This window comes from Nitratireductor aquimarinus, assembly GCF_017255295.1.
GTDB lineage: Bacteria > Pseudomonadota > Alphaproteobacteria > Rhizobiales > Rhizobiaceae > Nitratireductor > Nitratireductor aquimarinus.
Window position 1 is genome coordinate 255,193 of the sequence record NZ_JAFKDE010000007.1, and the last position, 17,691, is coordinate 272,883.

General features: G+C 62.2%; 16 protein-coding genes and 1 other annotated feature. Of the genes, 3 read left to right on the plus strand and 13 right to left on the minus strand.

What is annotated here, in order from left to right; translation table 11 throughout:
* Positions 1-5: 5 nt before the first annotated feature.
* The 6 genes from JYP46_RS13990 to JYP46_RS14015 all read right to left on the minus strand — a co-directional run bounded on the left by JYP46_RS13990 (position 6) and on the right by JYP46_RS14015 (position 6,837).
* On the minus strand, positions 6-359 hold the full coding sequence (locus JYP46_RS13990) for a DUF6867 family protein (RefSeq protein WP_206546094.1): 354 nt from the start codon (positions 357-359) through the stop codon (positions 6-8).
* On the minus strand, positions 359-1,093 hold the full coding sequence (locus JYP46_RS13995) for an ABC transporter ATP-binding protein (RefSeq protein WP_113153308.1): 735 nt from the start codon (positions 1,091-1,093) through the stop codon (positions 359-361). The genes JYP46_RS13990 and JYP46_RS13995 overlap by 1 nt, the downstream gene beginning before the upstream one ends.
* Positions 1,090-2,655: an ATP-binding cassette domain-containing protein gene (locus JYP46_RS14000; RefSeq protein WP_206548424.1), complete on the minus strand. Its 1,566-nt coding sequence runs from the start codon at positions 2,653-2,655 to the stop codon at positions 1,090-1,092. The genes JYP46_RS13995 and JYP46_RS14000 overlap by 4 nt, the downstream gene beginning before the upstream one ends.
* Complete coding sequence (gene livM, locus JYP46_RS14005; protein ID WP_113153310.1) at positions 2,655-4,046, minus strand: high-affinity branched-chain amino acid ABC transporter permease LivM; 1,392 nt, start codon at positions 4,044-4,046, stop codon at positions 2,655-2,657. Before livM ends, JYP46_RS14000 begins: the two co-directional genes overlap by 1 nt.
* Positions 4,046-4,969, minus strand: a complete 924-nt coding sequence (locus JYP46_RS14010; RefSeq protein ID WP_113153311.1) for an ABC transporter permease subunit — start codon at positions 4,967-4,969, stop codon at positions 4,046-4,048. The genes livM and JYP46_RS14010 overlap by 1 nt, the downstream gene beginning before the upstream one ends.
* A 371-nt stretch (positions 4,970-5,340) precedes the next feature.
* Positions 5,341-6,837: a CoA-acylating methylmalonate-semialdehyde dehydrogenase gene (locus JYP46_RS14015; RefSeq protein ID WP_113153312.1), complete on the minus strand. Its 1,497-nt coding sequence runs from the start codon at positions 6,835-6,837 to the stop codon at positions 5,341-5,343.
* Between the two features lie 145 nt (positions 6,838-6,982).
* Here JYP46_RS14015 and JYP46_RS14020 point away from each other — a divergent pair, with 145 nt between their 5' ends.
* The 3 genes from JYP46_RS14020 (at position 6,983) to JYP46_RS14030 (ending at position 9,885) form a co-directional block, all read left to right on the plus strand.
* The gene (locus tag JYP46_RS14020) at positions 6,983-7,864 is read left to right on the plus strand and encodes a LysR family transcriptional regulator (RefSeq protein WP_113153313.1); all 882 of its coding nucleotides are present in this window, start codon (positions 6,983-6,985) and stop codon (positions 7,862-7,864) included.
* An 87-nt stretch (positions 7,865-7,951) separates the two neighbouring features.
* Positions 7,952-9,514, plus strand: coding sequence for a serine hydrolase (locus JYP46_RS14025; protein ID WP_206548425.1), 1,563 nt, complete (start codon positions 7,952-7,954; stop codon positions 9,512-9,514).
* Positions 9,515-9,582: 68 nt separating this feature from the next.
* A complete protein-coding gene (locus JYP46_RS14030; RefSeq protein ID WP_113153315.1) occupies positions 9,583-9,885 on the plus strand; it encodes an alkylphosphonate utilization protein in 303 nt (100 codons plus the stop codon).
* 24 nt (positions 9,886-9,909) lie between these two features.
* Here the strand turns inward: JYP46_RS14030 and JYP46_RS14035 are convergent, their stop codons facing one another.
* The 7 genes from JYP46_RS14035 to arsB all read right to left on the minus strand — a co-directional run bounded on the left by JYP46_RS14035 (position 9,910) and on the right by arsB (position 17,689).
* Positions 9,910-10,197, minus strand: a complete 288-nt coding sequence (locus tag JYP46_RS14035) for a putative quinol monooxygenase (RefSeq protein ID WP_206548426.1) — start codon at positions 10,195-10,197, stop codon at positions 9,910-9,912.
* A gap of 100 nt (positions 10,198-10,297) precedes the next feature.
* Positions 10,298-11,464, minus strand: coding sequence for a diphosphate--fructose-6-phosphate 1-phosphotransferase (locus JYP46_RS14040; protein WP_206548427.1), 1,167 nt, complete (start codon positions 11,462-11,464; stop codon positions 10,298-10,300).
* Positions 11,465-11,654: 190 nt separating this feature from the next.
* Positions 11,655-12,509 (minus strand): universal stress protein, encoded by an 855-nt coding sequence (locus JYP46_RS14045; protein WP_206548428.1) that lies wholly within the window; start codon positions 12,507-12,509, stop codon positions 11,655-11,657.
* 9 nt (positions 12,510-12,518) lie between these two features.
* Positions 12,519-14,003, minus strand: coding sequence for a SulP family inorganic anion transporter (locus JYP46_RS14050; RefSeq protein WP_206546088.1), 1,485 nt, complete (start codon positions 14,001-14,003; stop codon positions 12,519-12,521).
* Positions 14,004-14,075: 72 nt separating this feature from the next.
* Positions 14,076-14,131 (minus strand) — a sequence feature (sul1 is cis-regulatory element that is thought to sense ions involved in sulfur or methionine metabolism; They are found in Alphaproteobacteria).
* Positions 14,132-14,202: 71 nt separating this feature from the next.
* Positions 14,203-16,008, minus strand: a complete 1,806-nt coding sequence (locus JYP46_RS14055; RefSeq protein WP_206548429.1) for a DEAD/DEAH box helicase — start codon at positions 16,006-16,008, stop codon at positions 14,203-14,205.
* Between the two features lie 168 nt (positions 16,009-16,176).
* Positions 16,177-16,575 (minus strand): arsenate reductase (glutaredoxin), encoded by a 399-nt coding sequence (arsC, locus tag JYP46_RS14060; protein ID WP_113153320.1) that lies wholly within the window; start codon positions 16,573-16,575, stop codon positions 16,177-16,179.
* 34 nt (positions 16,576-16,609) lie between these two features.
* Positions 16,610-17,689: an ACR3 family arsenite efflux transporter gene (gene arsB / locus JYP46_RS14065; protein ID WP_206546086.1), complete on the minus strand. Its 1,080-nt coding sequence runs from the start codon at positions 17,687-17,689 to the stop codon at positions 16,610-16,612.
* Positions 17,690-17,691: the final 2 nt, after the last annotated feature.

A 17,691-nucleotide genomic window follows, 5' to 3' on the forward strand; every position in this document is an offset into this window, starting at 1 on the left:
ATCCGTCAGCCGGAACGTTCCCAGCCGAGCGGTCCACTACGCCGATACTGAAAACTATACTGTGTCGCCATCTGGCCAGCGCGGGTGATGCGCTTGCCGACGAAGGCGATGATCAGCAGAACGATCAGATCGACGATGTAATAGTGCAGCGACAGAAGCGTGCCGCTGAACAGAGCGAAATGGATGAAGCGCGTGGCTGCCGTCAAAAGCACGATGTAAAACGCCAGATGCGCATCGGCCTGCCAGGTGCGCGCCATGGCGCGTCCCGTCAGATAGGCGGCACTCCCTGCCAGAAGAACCGTGACAAAGAAGAACTCCCAGAAAGAGACTTCCCAGATCAGTCCGTTTGCGTGTTCCATCAGTGCCTCCCGCCTTCCAGATAAGCAGCGCGGACTTCTTCCTTCTTGAGAAGTTCTGCGCCCGTGCCGCTCATGGTCACATTGCCGTTGACCATGACATAGCCGCGATGGGCGAGCTTCAGCGCGTGGAACGCGTTCTGCTCGACCAGGAAGACCGTAAGCCCTTCCTTTTCGTTCAGCTCGCGAATGGCGTCGAAGATCTGCTTCACGATCAACGGCGCAAGGCCAAGCGACGGCTCGTCCAGCAGCAGAAGCTTCGGCCGGCTCATCAGCGCGCGGGCAATGGCAAGCATCTGCTGCTCACCACCCGAGAGCGTGCCGCCACGCTGGCTGATACGCTCCTTCAAACGCGGAAACAGCTTGAAGACCTTGGCGAGATCCTCGTCGAAGAATTCGGGATCGACGAGTGCGGCCCCCATCTGCAGGTTTTCCATCACCGTCATACGCGGAAAGATCCGACGCCCTTCCGGCGATTGCGCGATGCCGAGGCTGACGATCTCGTGCGTCGGCATCTGGGTGATGTCGACGCCATCATAGACGATCTGGCCGTTGCGGGCGCGCGGGTCGCCGCAGATGGTCATCATCAGCGTCGACTTGCCAGCGCCATTGGCTCCGATCATCGTGACGATCTCACCGCGATGCACATCCATGTCGACGCCACGCAGCGCGACGATGTTGCCGTAATAGGTCTCGACGCCACGCACCGAGAGCAAGGGGTTCTTCTGCTCGCTCATGCCTTGCCTCCCTTGCCGGTGGTCTTCTTGCTGGCCGGTTTGGCGCCGCGCTTGCCGGGCACGCTGGAGGGCACAGCGCCCTTGTCAACGCGTTTGGAGAATTCGGTTTCGCCACCCTTGGCGAGAACCCTGGCCTGCTTGACCCACTCCTCCCGTTCGATGCGACCGGGGAAGGCAAGATAGGAACCGACCCACTGCACCTCGGCTTTCTTCCACGCCGCGATCTGGTCGAAGTGCCAGACCCCGAGCGCGTTCAGCTTCTTCTCGCTGGCCGGTCCGATGCCCTTCACGCGGGTGAGGTTGTTGGCCCCGCCCTCGCGCGCCTTCCTGAGACCGTGCGGCTGGCTGCCGGGGTAGTCTCCGGCATTGGCGATCTTCACCTCACTGGCAGCAGGAGCCGGCTTCGCAGCCTTGCTTTTCGCTGCCGCAGGCTTGGCCGCAGCGGAAGCCTTGGGTGAAGACTTGGCCGTGGCCGCCTTTGCGCCGGAAGCGCCTGCGGCAGAGGCTTTCTTTGTCGATCCAGCCTTTGAGGTCGCCTTCTTCGCCGCCGCCTTCTTTTTGGCTGCAGGCGCGGCTGCATCGCCCGCCTGCTCGTCCTTCGAGACCCTGGCGATATCCTCACGCACCTCCGGCATGTCGATCTCGTCCTCGTCATCGACGCCCAGATAGGCGGCAATGACCTTCGGATCGTTCTTCACGAACTCGGCCGGGCCATCGGAGATCTTCACACCGTAATCCAGCACGATGACATGGTCGGAGATTTCCATCACCACGCCCATGTCATGCTCGATCAGGAGAACCGACACTTTGTGCTCGTCGCGAATGTATTTCAGCAGTTCGTTGAGTTCTGCCGATTCACGCGGGTTGAGGCCGGCTGCCGGCTCATCGAGACACAGGAGCTGCGGCCTCGTGCACATGGCGCGGGCGATTTCCAGACGGCGCTGCGCGCCATAGGGAAGATCAGCCGCCGGATCGTCTGCACGATCCACGAGGTTCGTGTGCTCCAGCCAGTAGACCGCCTTGTCGATGGCCTCCTGCTGCGCGTGCTTGTAGCCGGGCAGCCCCAGAATGCCGCCGATCGAGAAACCGGACGCAACCATCAGCGGATTGTGCTGGGCAACGAGCAGGTTTTCCAGAACGGTCATGCCGCCGAACAGGCGGATGTTCTGGAAGGTGCGCGCCACCTTGGCCTTGTGCGAGATCTCGTGATCGGGCATGCGCTCCAGAAGGTAGACCGCGCCGTTGCCGGTGGTCTTCCAGCGCTGGCCGCTATCGGTCAACGCATCCACGTCTTCCTGCTGGCGACCCGGACCGTGACGCATGACGATGCGCCCTTCCGTCGGCTTGTAGAAGCCGGTCACGCAGTTGAAGACCGTGGTCTTGCCCGCTCCGTTCGGGCCGATCAGGGCAGTGATATCACCCCGGCCGACATTGAAGGAGAGGTCTCCGACGGCCACGAGGCCGCCGAAGCGCATGGTTAGATGTTCGACGCTGAGCACCGGGTCCTTGTCCCAGTTGGGCGTCGCCTGAGCGTTGTTGTTCATGTTCGTCGCCGCGTCCATCAGTGTCCCTCACCCTGAGCCACCATATCGGCGCCAATGCGTTTCTTTTCCTTCAGAGCCACGGACGGTTCGCGGGTCGATATGAGACCACGCGGCTTCCACACCATGATGAGAACCATGGCGAGACCGAAGATCAGCATACGATACTGAACCGGGTCGAAACCCGAACCGAAGATCTGCTGGAGGAACCCGAGATTGCGCAGCAGTTCGATGCCGCCAATCATGACGATGGAGGCGATGACAACGCCGATCTGCGAGCCGAGACCGCCCAGAACCACGATGGCGAGGATGATCGCCGATTCCAGGAAGGTGAAGCTCTCCGGCGAAATGAAGCCCTGTCGCGTTGCGAAGAAGGACCCGGCGAAGCCACCGAACATGGCGCCGATGGAGAAAGCTGTCAGCTTCGTGTTGCGGGTGTTGATGCCCAGCGAACGGCAGGCGATTTCATCTTCACGCAGCGCCTCCCAGGCGCGCCCGATGGGCAGCCTGCGCAGACGCATGGTCACGAAATTGGTGATCAGCGCGAGAACGAAGATGATGTAGTAGAGGAAGATGAAGCGCTGGATCGGATCGTAGGCGATGCCGAAGAAGTCGGCAAAGCCGCCCTCGCCCCGCTTCAGTTCCAGACCGAAGAAGGTGGGTTTCGGAATGCCCGAAATGCCATCCGGTCCATTGGTGAACTCGTACCAGTTCAACAGCACCACGCGGATGATCTCACCGAAGGCCAGCGTGACGATGGCCAGATAGTCGCCCCTGAGCCTGAGCACGGGGAAGCCGAGCACGATGCCCCAGCAGGCGGCGAGAATGCCGGCAAGCGGCAGCGCGAACCAGAAGCCGATGTCGAGATACTGTGCGAGCAGCGCGAAGGAATATGCGCCAACCGCATAGAACGCGACATAGCCGAGGTCGAGCAGACCCGCCAGTCCCACCACGATGTTCAGCCCCCAGCCGAGCATGATGTAGGTCATGATCAGGATCGCCAGATCGATGAACTGACGGTCCTTGTTGGGGAAGAAGGTGATGAAGAAGAAGGGCAGGATCAGCGCGAAAGCGAAAAGCGCCCGCATCATCCATTTGCCGGCGCCGGCGAAGCGGCCATTGCCGGGCATGCTGGAAGCGAATTTCTGCGTGATCGGGCTGTTGGTCTTGAAGACGAACAGATTGAGCAGAAGCCGACCGGCGAAGACGACGAGGATCGAGACGATCCACGCGCCCCAGCGCATCTTGAGATCAAGACCACCGGGCGCGATGTCGGTGCGCACGCCGATGAAGAAGAACCCGAGCACCGCGACCAGGAAGCCGGCGGTGGCCGCATCCTTGACCGAGGCCGCGAAGGAATTCGGGTCGGCCGGCTGCGTGCCGACCGCCTTGTTGGAACCGTTCATCGCCATCAGACCTTCTCCACTTCTGGCTGGCCGAGAAGACCGGAGGGCAGGAAGATCAGCACGATTGCGAGGATCGAGAACGCCGCGACGTCCTTGTACTCGACCGAGAAGTAACCGGACCAGAACACCTCGATGAGGCCGATCAGAAGACCGCCCAGCATGGCGCCCGGCAGCGAGCCGATGCCGCCCAGAACGGCTGCGGTGAAGGCCTTAACCCCGGCGAGGAAGCCGATGTAGAAATCGATCACGCCGTAGAGGAGAAGGAACATCAGGCCGGCCACGGCGGCCAGCGCCGCGCCCATCACGAAGGTCAGCGAAATGGTGCGGTCGACATTGATGCCAAGCAGCGCGGCCATCTTGCGGTCCTGCTCGCAGGCGCGCTGCGCGCGGCCAAGCGAGGTGCGGGTGATGAGAAGCGTGAAGCCCGCCATCAGCACAATGGTCGTCAGAATGATGATGATCTGCATGTAGGAGAGCTGCACGGAAATGCTGTTCGCCCCTCCCTCCATCAGCGTAATGCCGCCCTGGATCTGCGGCGGAAGCGGCTTGACGCGCGCGCCCTGCGTGATCTGAACGAAATTCTGCAGCACGATCGACATGCCGATTGCCGTGATCAACGGCGCCAGGCGGAACGAGCCGCGCAGAGGCCGATAGGCAAGACGTTCAACCGTCCACCCCCAGGCGGATGTGAAGATCATCGCCACGATCAGCACAATGAGCAACACCACGGGCAGGAACACGAAGCCGAACACGGTCGTCAGGATCAGGAACATCGCCAGAGCGATGAACGCGCCGATCATGAAGACGTCGCCATGTGCGAAATTGATCATTCCGATGATGCCATAGACCATGGTGTAGCCAATGGCGATCAGCCCATAGATGGAACCCAGCGTCAGCCCGTTAATAAGCTGCTGGACAAAATACTCCATGAGATATGCAACTCCCCTGAAATGTCGCCAGTAAAGCGCATTTCTTATTGTTTCCCCTTAGGTAGTCGTAGTGGAACGACATTCGATTGCAATGTCAAAGTTCCCACGACCGGTTTCAGACCGAGGCCGGTTTTTCCAGCTCTTCTTGACGCGGGAAGCTAGCACTGGACCAATGCAATGTCATCGCATTGAACGGCGCGATTTTGAAAAAATCGGCGGATCGTCCCGGCATTTACCGTTACCGCGCATCATTATTGCAAGTTTGAGACAAAAATGACCGGATAAAATCGTCTGTTTCAAAATGCAAAAACACCCGCACCGGGAACCGATGCGGGTGTCCTCAAAATTGAGCGATAAACGCGAAAAACGGGCTAATTCATCGTCGGAATGACGAATTCTGCGCCTTCTTTGACGCCAGAGGGCCAACGCGAGGTGACCGTTTTCGTCTTCGTGTAGAAGCGGAATGCATCCGGTCCGTGCTGGTTCAAATCGCCGAATGCAGAGGCCTTCCATCCTCCGAAAGTATAATACGCAATCGGCACCGGAATGGGGACATTCACACCCACCATGCCGACATTGACGCGCGCGGCGAAGTCACGGGCGGCATCACCGTCGCGGGTGAAGATGGAAACACCATTGCCGTATTCGTGATCGTTGGGCAGTGCGAGCGCTTCTTCATAAGTATTGGCGCGCACCACGGAGAGGACGGGACCGAAGATCTCTTCCTTGTAGATGCGCATGTCCTTCGTGACATTGTCGAAGAGGCAGCCGCCCATATAGTAGCCGTTTTCATAGCCCTGCATCTTGAAGTCGCGGCCGTCGACGACGAGCTTCGCACCTTCCTCGACGCCGAGATCAACATAGCCCTTCACGCGCTCCAGCGCCTGCTGGGTGACGAGCGGACCGAAGTCTGCGGCAGCGTCTGTCGACGGACCGACCTTCAGGCTTTCGACGCGCGGAATGAGCTTCTCGATCAGCCGGTCGGCGGTTTCCTGGCCCACCGGAACAGCGACGGAAACGGCCATGCAGCGCTCACCGGCGGAACCATAGCCAGCGCCGATCAGCGCGTCGACCGTCTGGTCCATGTCGGCATCGGGCATGATGATGAGATGGTTCTTCGCGCCGCCAAAGCACTGGGCGCGCTTGCCGTTGGCGGTGGCGCGGCCATAGATGTACTGGGCGATGGGCGTGGAGCCGACAAAGCCGACGGCCTTGATGTCCGGATCGTCGAGGATCGCATCGACGGCTTCCTTGTCGCCGTTGACGACATTGAGGATGCCTTCGGGCAGACCGGCCTCAAGGAAGAGCTCCGCAATGCGCATCGGCACACCGGGATCGCGCTCGGAGGGCTTCAGGATGAAGGCATTGCCGCAGGCGATGGCCGGAGCAATCTTCCAGAGCGGGATCATGGCCGGGAAGTTGAACGGCGTGATGCCGGCGACGACACCAAGCGGCTGACGCATGGAATAGACGTCGATGCCGGGGCCTGCGCCTTCGGTGTATTCGCCCTTCATCATATGCGGCGCGCCGATGCAGACCTCGACCACTTCGAGGCCACGCTGGATATCGCCCTTGGCGTCCGGAATGGTCTTGCCATGCTCGCGGGCGAGCAGTTCTGCCAGCTCGTCATACTCGCGGTGGACCAGTTCGAGGAACTTCATCAGCACGCGCACGCGACGCTGCGGATTGGTGTTCGCCCATCCCGGCTGTGCCGCCTTCGCATTCTCGACAGCGGCGCGCACCTCGGCTGCGCTCGCAAGGGCGACCTTGCCACGCACCGAGCCATCCATGGGCTGCATGACGTCCTGGCTGCGCCCGCTCGTGCCGGCGACGCGCTTGCCGCCGATGAAATGACCGAAATCCTCCATGAGGCTTCTCCCTGGTTATGAAGTCGCCGGCATTGTCTTCACTCGACGGCTGTTTGGCAACGCGATGCAAACAGCAACCGTTGTGCAGAAATTAAAGTCGAAATAGGATATACCGTGCAGAAAACGCCTAACCGGGAGGAATGGCATGAACTGGGACGATGTGCGCGTGTTTCTCGCCGTTGCACGGGCCGGCCAGATACTGGGCGCGGCCAAGCGGCTCGGCCTCAATCACGCAACCGTCTCAAGGCGGGTGGCGGCGCTGGAGGATGCGATTGGCGCAAAGCTCTTTCACCGCCTGACGACAGGCACGGAGTTGACGGCGGCGGGCGAGCAATTGCTGGCAACGGCGGAACGCATGGAAGCCGACATGATCGCCGCGCGCGCCGAGATTGCCGGCGAGAGCGAAGACGTGACCGGCACCGTGCGGATCGGCGCCCCGGACGGTTTTGGCGTTGCCTTTCTTGCGCCCCGGCTGGGCGCGCTGACCGCGCGGCATCCGGGGCTTTCAGTGCAGCTCGTGCCCGTTCCACGTTCGCTCTCGCTTTCGCGCCGCGAGGCCGACATTGCAGTGACCGTGGACCGCCCGACGGAAGGCCGGCTGGTGGCCGCAAAGCTGGTGGACTACACGCTCGGTCTCTATGCCTCGAAAGACTATGCGCAGGCACACGACCTGCCGAAGCAGGCCGCCGATCTCTCCGCCCACAGGCTGGTGGGATATGTACCCGATCTGGTTTTCAGCCCGACACTGGATTACGCCGCCGAGGTCTCCGAAAACTGGAGAACGGACTTTGCCGTTTCATCGGCCATGGGCCAGGTGGAAGCGGTGCGCGCCGGCGCGGGCATCGGCATTCTGCACACTTTCATCGCGCGCAGGCACGATGATCTTGTGCCGATTGACTGGGCGGGACCGATCCGCCGCAGCTACTGGACCGTCTACCATGAATCCATGCGCCCCACCCGCCGCATTCAGGTGGCGGCAGCCTTCATCAGCGAGCTGGTAGAAAAAGAGCGGCATCTGTTCAGCTAGAGGCAGGTGCTAAGCCGGCGTTTTTATTTCGTTAAAGACTTGTCGCCACAACTGGCGGCCCAACCCGTTCACACTGGAGATTTCGCCATGGCGTCCCGCATTCTCGCAGCCGCAACCGCGCTGGCCCTGACCGCCGCGCCGGCAGCCGCGCTGGCCAACGATCTGCCGCCACCCGCACAGACTGCGGGCGTCGCCATTCCCGATGGCCAGATCGAGAAGGCCGTCGAGGCGCTCGACGCCCTCATCCAGAACGCCATGAAGGAGACCGGCGTGCCGGGTCTCGCGGTTGCCGTGGTGCGCAAGGACGAGGTCCTGTTCGCCAAGGGCTATGGCGTGCGCAAGGCAGGCGAGGAAGCAGCCGTCGACACCGACACGGCGTTCCAGCTTGCCTCGCTGTCCAAATCCGTTGGCGCGACCGTGGTGGCGCAGCAGGTGGGCGAAGGCGTGGTCGACTGGAACACGCCGATGGCCGACATCCTGCCCTGGTTCAAGCTTTCCAATCCCAACAGCACGGCGCTCCTGACCGTTGGCGATCTTTATGCGCACCGCTCGGGCCTGCCCGACCATGCGGGCGATGATCTCGAAGATCTGGGCTTTCCGCGCCAGGTCATCCTGGAACAGCTCCGGCATCTGAAAGTCGGCGCGTTCCGCCTGCAATACGCCTATACGAATTTCGGCCTGACGGCTGCGGCAGAGGCCGTGGCGGGCGTGGCCGGCAAGGACTGGGCAACGCTCAGCGACGACGCCATCTACAAGCCGCTCGGCATGGAGAGCACCTCCTCCCGGCTGAAGGATTTTCTGGCGCGCGACAACCGCGCCCATGGCCACATGCGCGAGGGCGATGCGTGGGAGGTGCTTTTCCAGCGCGATCCCGATGCGCAGTCGCCGGCGGGCGGTGTGAGCGCCAGCGTGAACGACATGGCGAAATGGCTGCGCATGGTGCTCGGCAATGGCGAATATGACGGTCGCAGCATTGTCGACTCCGAGGCTCTCCTGCCGGCTCTCAGCCCGCAGGTGGTTTCCGGCAAGCCCGCGACACCCGCTGCACGCGCCAGCTTTTACGGTTACGGTTTTGGTGTCGGCGTTTCGCCGGCAGGGCGTGTCATGATCAGCCATTCGGGCGCTTTTGCCCTCGGTGCGGCAACCAATTTCATCATGATCCCTTCCGCCGATATCGGCATCGTGGTCCTGACCAATGCGCAGCCCATCGGCCTGGCTGAAGGCATCTCCATGAGCTTCATGGATCTGGTGCAGTATGGCGAGATGCAGCGCGACTGGCTTGCCATGTATCCCATCGCCTTCGCGCCGATGCTGGCGCCGTTTGGCGAACTTGCGGGACAGAAAGCGCCTGAAGACGCAAAGCCCGCGCGCGAACACGCCGCCTATACCGGCACGTTCGCCAATGACTATTTCGGCAACCTCATTGTCGAGGAAGACAAGGACGGCCTCGTCATGAAGGTGGAAGGCACGTCCAGCACCTTCCCGCTGGAGCACTGGACGGGCGATGCGTTCACTTTCCGCCCGCGCAACGAGAACGCCATGGCGGGCTCCGTCTCGGCCGTCACGTTCAGCATGGACGGCGATCTGGCCAAAGAGGTCCGCGTGGAGTATTTCGACCAGTTGAAGGACGGCACGTTCGTTCGGAAGTAGATCCGACGACGCTGCCGCCGGTTAGAGGAAGCGCCGGGCCCGTGGCCCGGTGCAGAAGAAGGCACGATATGACCGACAGCAATGACGACTATGTATATGACGACGTGACCGGCGAATGGATGCCGGCCTCGGAAATGGCCGCTCTTGAAGCACAGCGCGGCGCGGTCGTCGACGCGGAAGGAAACCCGCTGGCGGACGGCGATTCCGTGACGCTGATCAAGGATCTGAAGGTGAAGGGCGCAGGCCAGACGCTGAAGCGCGGCACCGTGATCAAGACGATCCGCCTGACGGACAACAAGGAAGAGATCGACTGCCGCCACGAAGGCATCAAGGGTCTCGTTCTTCGCACGGAATTCGTGCGCAAGCGCTAACACGCATACCAAGCCTTCCGGGCCTCAGAATGGAGGTCCGGAATGGCTGACATGATGCTTCTGCACCTCGATTGCAGACAGCTGAACATCGCCTGCAGGCGGGTTCGCGACACGGCGCCAGGCATCCAGCGCCGCCTCACTCTCCCACAATTCGAACAGGTTCACCCGGCCCGGATCGAGCGCGTCTTCGCAGATCGCAAAATCGACGCAGCCGGGGTGGCTGCGGGCACGGCGGACCATGTCCGCGTGGGCGGCGACATGGGCATGCCGCTCTGCGGGCGAAACGGTCATATGGCCGGCGATAACGATCATTGTTCGTCTCCCTGAAAGCTCTGTCTGTGCCTCCAGAGGACGTTCGCTACCTTGCCGAACCGACAGGCGGCTACAGAAATGCGCCGCCTGCCTTTTCTCGTCAGACGAAAGGCTTTGCCGGATCGAAGCGGCGCGGCAGGAGGCGCTGCAGATAGGCGAGGCCTTCGTCGGAAAGACGGTTCTCATCCGGCTTGAGATAGCTCTCGGGCATGTGGCGGGTCTTGCCGGCGACGGCGTCGAGATCGACCAGACGACAGACCGTCTTTTCGCCATCGAACTGCAGCGCGACAGAGCCATCGCCCTGTTCCACGGAGCCAACGGCAAATGCACCGGCCTCGAAAGCTTCGCGCGCATCGGTTTCGCTGATCGTGGCGATGTTGCCGCGAGGCAGATAGCCGAACGTGTCGACACGGGCGCGCTGGCCGGCGAGATCCTCGGCAAGAATGCGCTCAATGGCCTGACCGAGATCGCTGCCGGAGAGCTTGAGATTGCCGTGCGCATCGCGCTCCTGCATTTCGGCGGGCACAAGCGTTTCGATGAGCGAGTGGCCATCGGCGTCCGAAACGCCTTCCGACATGGCGACGACACAGCGGCCATGGCGGGCGACCGTGGCCTTGACGTCTTCGATGAAACGACCGCGCTCGAAGGCGCGCTCGGGCACATAGACGAGATGCGGACCGCTCTCCTCATCCAGCGCCCAGGCGGCTGCGGCAGCCGTGAGAAAGCCCGCATGGCGGCCCATGACGATGCCCACATAGACACCCGGCAGGGCGCGGAAATCCAGATCGACGCTCAGGAACGCGCCGGCCACCATTTCACCGGCGGAGATGAAGCCCGGCGTGTGATCGTTTTCCATCAGATCATTGTCGATGGTCTTGGGAGCATGCATGAAGGTCATGCCGCCGCCCGATGCATCGCGCAGGATGGCCTGAGTGCCGGACGTGTCATTGCCGCCAATGTTGATGAAGGCGTCCGCGCTGACGGCTTTCAGCCCCTTCATGATCTCTTCGCAATAGGCCGCATTCGGCTTGTCGCGGGTGGAGCCCAGCGCAGCACTTGGCGTGGCGGCAATGCGCAGAAGTTCGCTCTCGGAGAGATCGGACAGGGTGACAAAGCGTCCATCGCGAATGCCGCGCACGCCGTGCAGCGCACCGAGCACACGACAGCCGGGATAGCGCTTCATGGCTTCCAGCGTTGCGCCAACGACGGTCTGGTTGATGACGGCGGTGGGACCGCCGCCCTGGGCGATGACGAAGGTTTCGGCCATGGCTTGCGCCCTTTCCTTGGAATGAGGTTCTGGCATTCATGACATGACGGGCGCGGCGCTGAAAGAGCTGCCGCGCCCGTCATCTCGTTGATCCGTGCATTTGTGCGTCCGTATGGACGCAAAGCGGTCTAATTCACTGTCTTACGCAATTCCGGACGGGAAACCGGTTCCCGCTTTTCCTGGATTTGCTTTAGCGGAACAGCATGACCGGGATTTTGCAGGAGCGCAGCATCTCGGTCGTGGTCGAGCCGATGATCAGGCTGCGGATGCGCGAATGGCCATAGGCTCCCATCACCAGAAGGCCGAAATTCTCGCTCTCGACGCGCTCGGAGATGACGGTTTCGGGCTGGCCCGCCACGACCTCGCTCTGCACCGCGACACCGGCACCGCGCAGAACGGCCTCGGCTTCTGCAAGACGGTTGCGCGCCTCGGTGTTGTCGGTTCCGACCATCAGAAGCTTGACGGTGAGCTCCGCAAACAGCGGCGAGCGGGAAATGGCGTCGACCGCCTTGATGCTGCTCGCACCGCCATCATAGGCGACGAGCACCTTTTCGATGGGCTTGAAGGCGCGGGCCGCGACGAAGACCGGCTTGTGACTTGCGCGAACGACACGCTCGAGATTTGAGCCCAGATGCAGCTTGGCGAAATCCGCCGCCTCACCGCGCTTGCCGATGACCAGAAGGTCGGAATCGGCCTCAACCTCGGCGACCGTGTCGACCACATCGCCATGGCGCAGACGACCCGATACAGCCTCGACGCCTGCGGCGCGCACGGCGGCCTCACCATCTTCGAGGATGGCGCGGCCACGCTTCATGGCGAGACGCGCGCGCTGCTCATCAAGCTCTGAGAGTTCCTTGAGCAGCGAAGAACGCGCGCCGAGCGCGATGTTGCCCGACAGATCGGACGGCGCGCTGCCGGTTTCGTGCCGGCCCAGCAGGTGAAGAAGCTCCACGGAGGCATCGAGCCGTCCGGCGATCCACGCCGCATGTTCGCACACGCTCTGCGAATAGATGGAGCCGTCGATGAATGCAGTGATCTTTGACATCTCTACCTCCTAATGCCCCATCAGTTTTTCAAGCGCACCCGGCTTGTCGTGGATACCGAGCTTGTCAACGATGGTCTCGCTCGCCCGGTTCATGCCGACAAGTTCGACCTCTGCGCCGTCACGGCGGAATTTGAGCACGATCATGTCGAGCGCGCCAACACTGGAAATGTCCCAGATGTGCGCGTGAGAGACATCGATGACGACCTTGTCCAGCGCTTCCTTGAAATCGAAGGCGGCGTTGAAGTCTTCCACCGAAGCGAAGAAGAGCTGGCCCTCAACCCGATAGGTGCGCTGACGTCCGTCTTCCGACAGGGTGGAGGTGACACGGAATATCTGCGCGATCTTGGCGGCAAAGAAGATGCCGGAGAGCAGGACGCCGACCAGAACGCCGATCGCCAGATTGTGCGTGAAGACCACGCAGACGACGGTGGCGACCATGACCACGGAAGACGACAGCGGATGCTCGCGCAAATTCTTGATCGACGACCAGGAGAACGTGCCGATGGACACCATGATCATGATGGCGACGAGCGCCGGCATGGGGATCTGGCGCACCCAGTCGCCCAGGATCACGATCATGAACAGGAGAAGCACGCCGGCCGCAAAGCAGGAAAGACGCCCGCGACCGCCGGATTTCACATTGATCATGGACTGGCCGATCATGGCGCAGCCAGCCATGCCGCCGATGAAGCCGGTCGCCGTGTTGGCAAGGCCCTGACCGATGCACTCCTGGTTCTTGTCGCTTGGCGTGTCGGTGAGTTCATCCACCAGCGAGGCGGTCATCAGCGATTCCAGCAGGCCCACGGCAGCCACGGCAGCCGAATAGGGCAGGATGATCTGCAGCGTTTCCAGATTGAGCGGGATGTCCGGCAGCAGGAAGACCGGCAGCGTGGAGGGCAGTTCGCCCATGTCGCCAACCGTGCGCACGTCGAGACCGAAGCCGATGGAAAGCGCCGTCAGCACGATGATGCAGATGAGCGGCGACGGCACGGCCTTGGTGATGCGCGGGAACAGATAGATGATGGCAAGACCGGCTGCGACCATCACATAGGTGAGGTTCGGCACGCCGATCAGCTCGGGCAGCTGCGCCATGAAGATGAGAATGGCCAGCGCGTTGACGAAGCCGGTCATGACCGAACGCGACACGAAGCGCATCAGATAACCGAGCTTGAGCAGGCCCGCACCGATCTGCAAAAGGCCGGCCAGAACTGTGGCGGCAAGCAGATATTGCAGGCCATGATCCCTGACCAGCGTGACCATGAGCACGGCGGTTGCAGCCGTGGCGGCCGAGATCATGCCCGGGCGGCCACCGGCAATGGCGGTGATGACGGCGATGGAGAAGGAGGCGTAGAGCCCGACCTTGGGATCGACGCCGGCAATGATGGAGAAAGCGATGGCTTCGGGAATGAGCGCCAGAGCGACGACCAGCCCGGAAAGGAGATCGGCCCGGACATTGCCGAACCACTCTTCGCGGTAATGGGAAAGAGAGAACATTGAACCTTCAGAAAACATGACTTCCCAGCCACCGTCAGTGTTCTGCGGCTGGGCAAGACAGGAACTATCAAGGTTGCGCCGGCGGATCAGCGGCCGGCAGAGCCACCCGGAATTTCACCGGGTCCAGAGCGGATGCGCGGTGTTTAACCCGATTTCTTTCCGCGGCGCAACATTCTTGATTCTCTGAAGGAAGGCCTCGTCAGTCAGGCTTCTTGCGCGGCTTCTTCTTGCCGCCGGCGGGCTTGCCGAATTTCGGCTTGCCGGGTTTGCCGTCCTTCTTGGCCCATGGCTTGGCGTCGTCGCGCCACTCGCCGCCACCGCCCTTGCGATGCGGCTTGCCGGCCGGCCTGCGTTTTGCGCCGAAGGGCTTTGGCCCGTTGCGCGGCGCAAACTCGGGAACGCCATCGAGCTGCACCACGCGGATGCTGCGCTCCAGCAGAGCGTCCGGACCGATGGTCGACAGGAAACGCTGCACGCAGGCAGCGTCGAGTTCCACATAGGTCTCGTCCTGCTGCATCTTGATCGCGCCGATCTCACTCTTGGTGAGTTCGCCGGCACGGCACAGAAGCGGGATGAGCCAGCGCGGCTCGGCATTCTGCTTGCGTCCGACGGACAGCGAGAACCAGGTGCTCTGGTCGAAGTCCTCACGGCGCGGCTTGCGCTCTTCACGCGCGCTGCCGGAATCGAAGATCGTGACTTCCGTTACATCTTCAGGCGCGGAAAGCTTGCCGCGATGAAGGCGCACGAAAGCCGCCGCCACCTGCTCCGCGCCATGTTTGGCGAGCAGCGCCTCGACGAACTCGGTCTCGTTTTCCTGGATCGGCTCATCAAGGTTCGGATCGGCCATGAGACGTTCGTCGTCGCGGCGCAGAACCTCTTCAGCGGAGGGCGGGCTGCCCCATTCGAGGCGCACCTTGGCGTCGCGCAGAAGGCGCTCGGCGCGGCGGCGGCCATTGGGGGCAACGATGAGCGCGCTGACGCCCTTGCGCCCGGCGCGGCCGGTGCGGCCACTGCGGTGCAGAAGCGTTTCGGTGTTGGTGGGCAGGTCGGCGTGAACCACCAGCTCCAGATTGGGCAGATCGATGCCACGGGCGGCAACATCCGTCGCCACGCAGACGCGGGCGCGTCCGTCGCGCATGGCCTGCAGCGCATGGGTGCGCTCGCTCTGGCTCAGCTCACCCGACAGGGCGACGACCGAGAAGCCGCGATTGTTGAAGCGCGCGGTCAGATGATTGACGGTGGCGCGCGTGTTGCAGAACACCAGTGCGTTGCGCGCCTCATAATAGCGCAGCACGTTGATGATGGCGTTCTCGCGCTCCTGCGGCACAGCCAGGAAGCCACGATAATCGATATCGACATGCTGCTTCTGCTCGGCGGCGGTGGTGATGCGCACCGCATCGCGCTGATAGTTCTTCGCCAGATTGGCGATGGTGCGCGAAACCGTGGCCGAGAACATCAGCGTGCGACGCTCGGCGGGGGCTGCGTCGAGAATGAACTCCAGATCTTCGCGGAAGCCGAGATCGAGCATCTCGTCGGCCTCGTCCAGCACGACGGCGCGCAGATCCGACATGTCGAGCGCATTGCGGCGGATATGGTCGCACAGGCGACCCGGCGTACCGACGACGATATGCGCACCGCGCTCAAGCGCGCGGCGCTCGGTGCGGATGTCCATGCCGCCGACACAGGAAGCGATGACGGCGCCGGTCTCGGCGTAAAGCCATTCCAGCTCGCGCTTGACCTGAAGCGCCAGTTCACGCGTCGGCGCGACGGCGAGACCGAGCGGGGCGGCAGCGCGGTCAAAGCGCTCCCCGCCATCGAGCAGGCTGGGCGCCAGCGCGATGCCGAAGGCGACGGTCTTGCCGGAGCCGGTCTGTGCGGAAACGAGCGCATCCGCACCAGCGGGCTCCAGTTCCAGCACAGCCTTCTGCACCTGGGTCAATTCGGTATAGCCGCGTTTATCCAACGCCCGGCCAAGCGCCGGCACAATGCCTTCGAACTCGGTCATTCATCTTCTTTCGGAAATGAGCGCGCTCTAAGAGATCATCTGATGCAGATAGCCTGGCGGGCGCGCAGCGCGGCCATTCTGCCAACGCTTTTGCGCCGTACTACGCGCGTCGAAGACAAATGTACAGCGGTGAAGGGAGGATTTCGCGCGGTTACCGGACCTTCCGCGCTACTTCACCACCTCGCCGTCTTCCTTGGTGAAGGATTTCACCGCGTCTTCCGGCAGGAGTTCCAGCACGGTTTCAGACGGGCGGCAGAGCTTCGTCCCAAGCGGGGTTTCAACGATGGGACGGTTCATCAGGATCGGGTGTTCGACCATGAAATCGATCAGTTCGTCATCGCTCCACTTGTCTTCGCCAAGGCCAAGCTCGTCATAGGGCGTGCCCTTCTGGCGCAGGATCGCGCGCGGCGAAACGCCCATGGCGGCGATCAGGGACACCAGCTTTTCACGGCCGGGCGGCGTCTTGAGATATTCGATCACCACCGGCTCTTCACCGGCTTCGCGAAGCATGGCCAGCACGTTGCGCGAGGTGCCGCATTTGGGGTTGTGATAGATGGTTGCGGTCATTGTTTTCTCGCTCCGCTCTCGGGGGTTTTCTCACTCAGCTTTTGGGGAACCAGTCCTGGGTGCGGTTGGCAAAGGCGACCAGCGACAGCATCACCGGAACCTCGACCAGCACGCCCACCACCGTGGCAAGTGCGGCGCCGGAATTCAAGCCGAACAGGCTGATGGCCACAGCCACCGCAAGTTCGAAGAAGTTCGACGTGCCGATGAGGGCGCAGGGCGCGGCGACATTGAACGGCACTTTCCAGATGCGGGCCGCGAAATAGGTCAGGAAGAAGATGCCATAGGACTGGATCAGAAGCGGCACCGCGATCAGAACGATCAGAATGGGCCGTTCAACGATGACATGGCCCTGAAAGCCGAACAGCAGAACCACGGTGACCAGAAGGCCGATCACGGAAACGGGTTTCAGCGACGCGGTGAAGCTTGAGACCGCCTTTTCAGCCTCAGCGCCAGAGGCGCGGCCGGTCAGCCATTTGCGCGTCAGGGCGCCGGCGACCAGTGGAATGACCACATAGAGGCCTGTGGCCAGAAGCAGCGTCTCCCAGGGCACGACGATGTCCGTCACGCCGAGCAACAGGGCGACGATGGGCGCGAAGGCGAAGATCATCACCACATCGTTGAGCGACACCTGCACCAGCGTGTAGGTGGCGTCGCCGCGGGTGAGCTGGCTCCACACGAAGACCATGGCCGTGCAGGGCGCTGCGCCCAGAAGGATCAGGCCGGCAATGTATTGCTGCGCATCGGCGGGCTCGATCCACGGGGCAAAGACATATTCAAAGAACAGGACGCCGAGCGCGGCCATGGTGAAGGGCTTGACGAGCCAGTTGACGAAGAGCGTCAGAACGAGGCCCTTCGGCCGGTCGCCAATGTGGCTGAGGCTCGCAAAGTCGACATTGACCATCATCGGGAAGACCATGGCCCAGATAAGCACGGCAACGACCAGATTGACCGAGGCGTATTCAAGCCCGGCAAGAAAGCCGAACAGGCCGGGCATCAGATTGCCGAGCGCGATGCCGGCAATGATGCAGAGCGCCACCCAGACGGAAAGATATTTTTCGAAGAAACCGATCCCGCCAGCCGGTTTGCCCGCGCGGTCCAGGGTTTGGTCAGTCATGG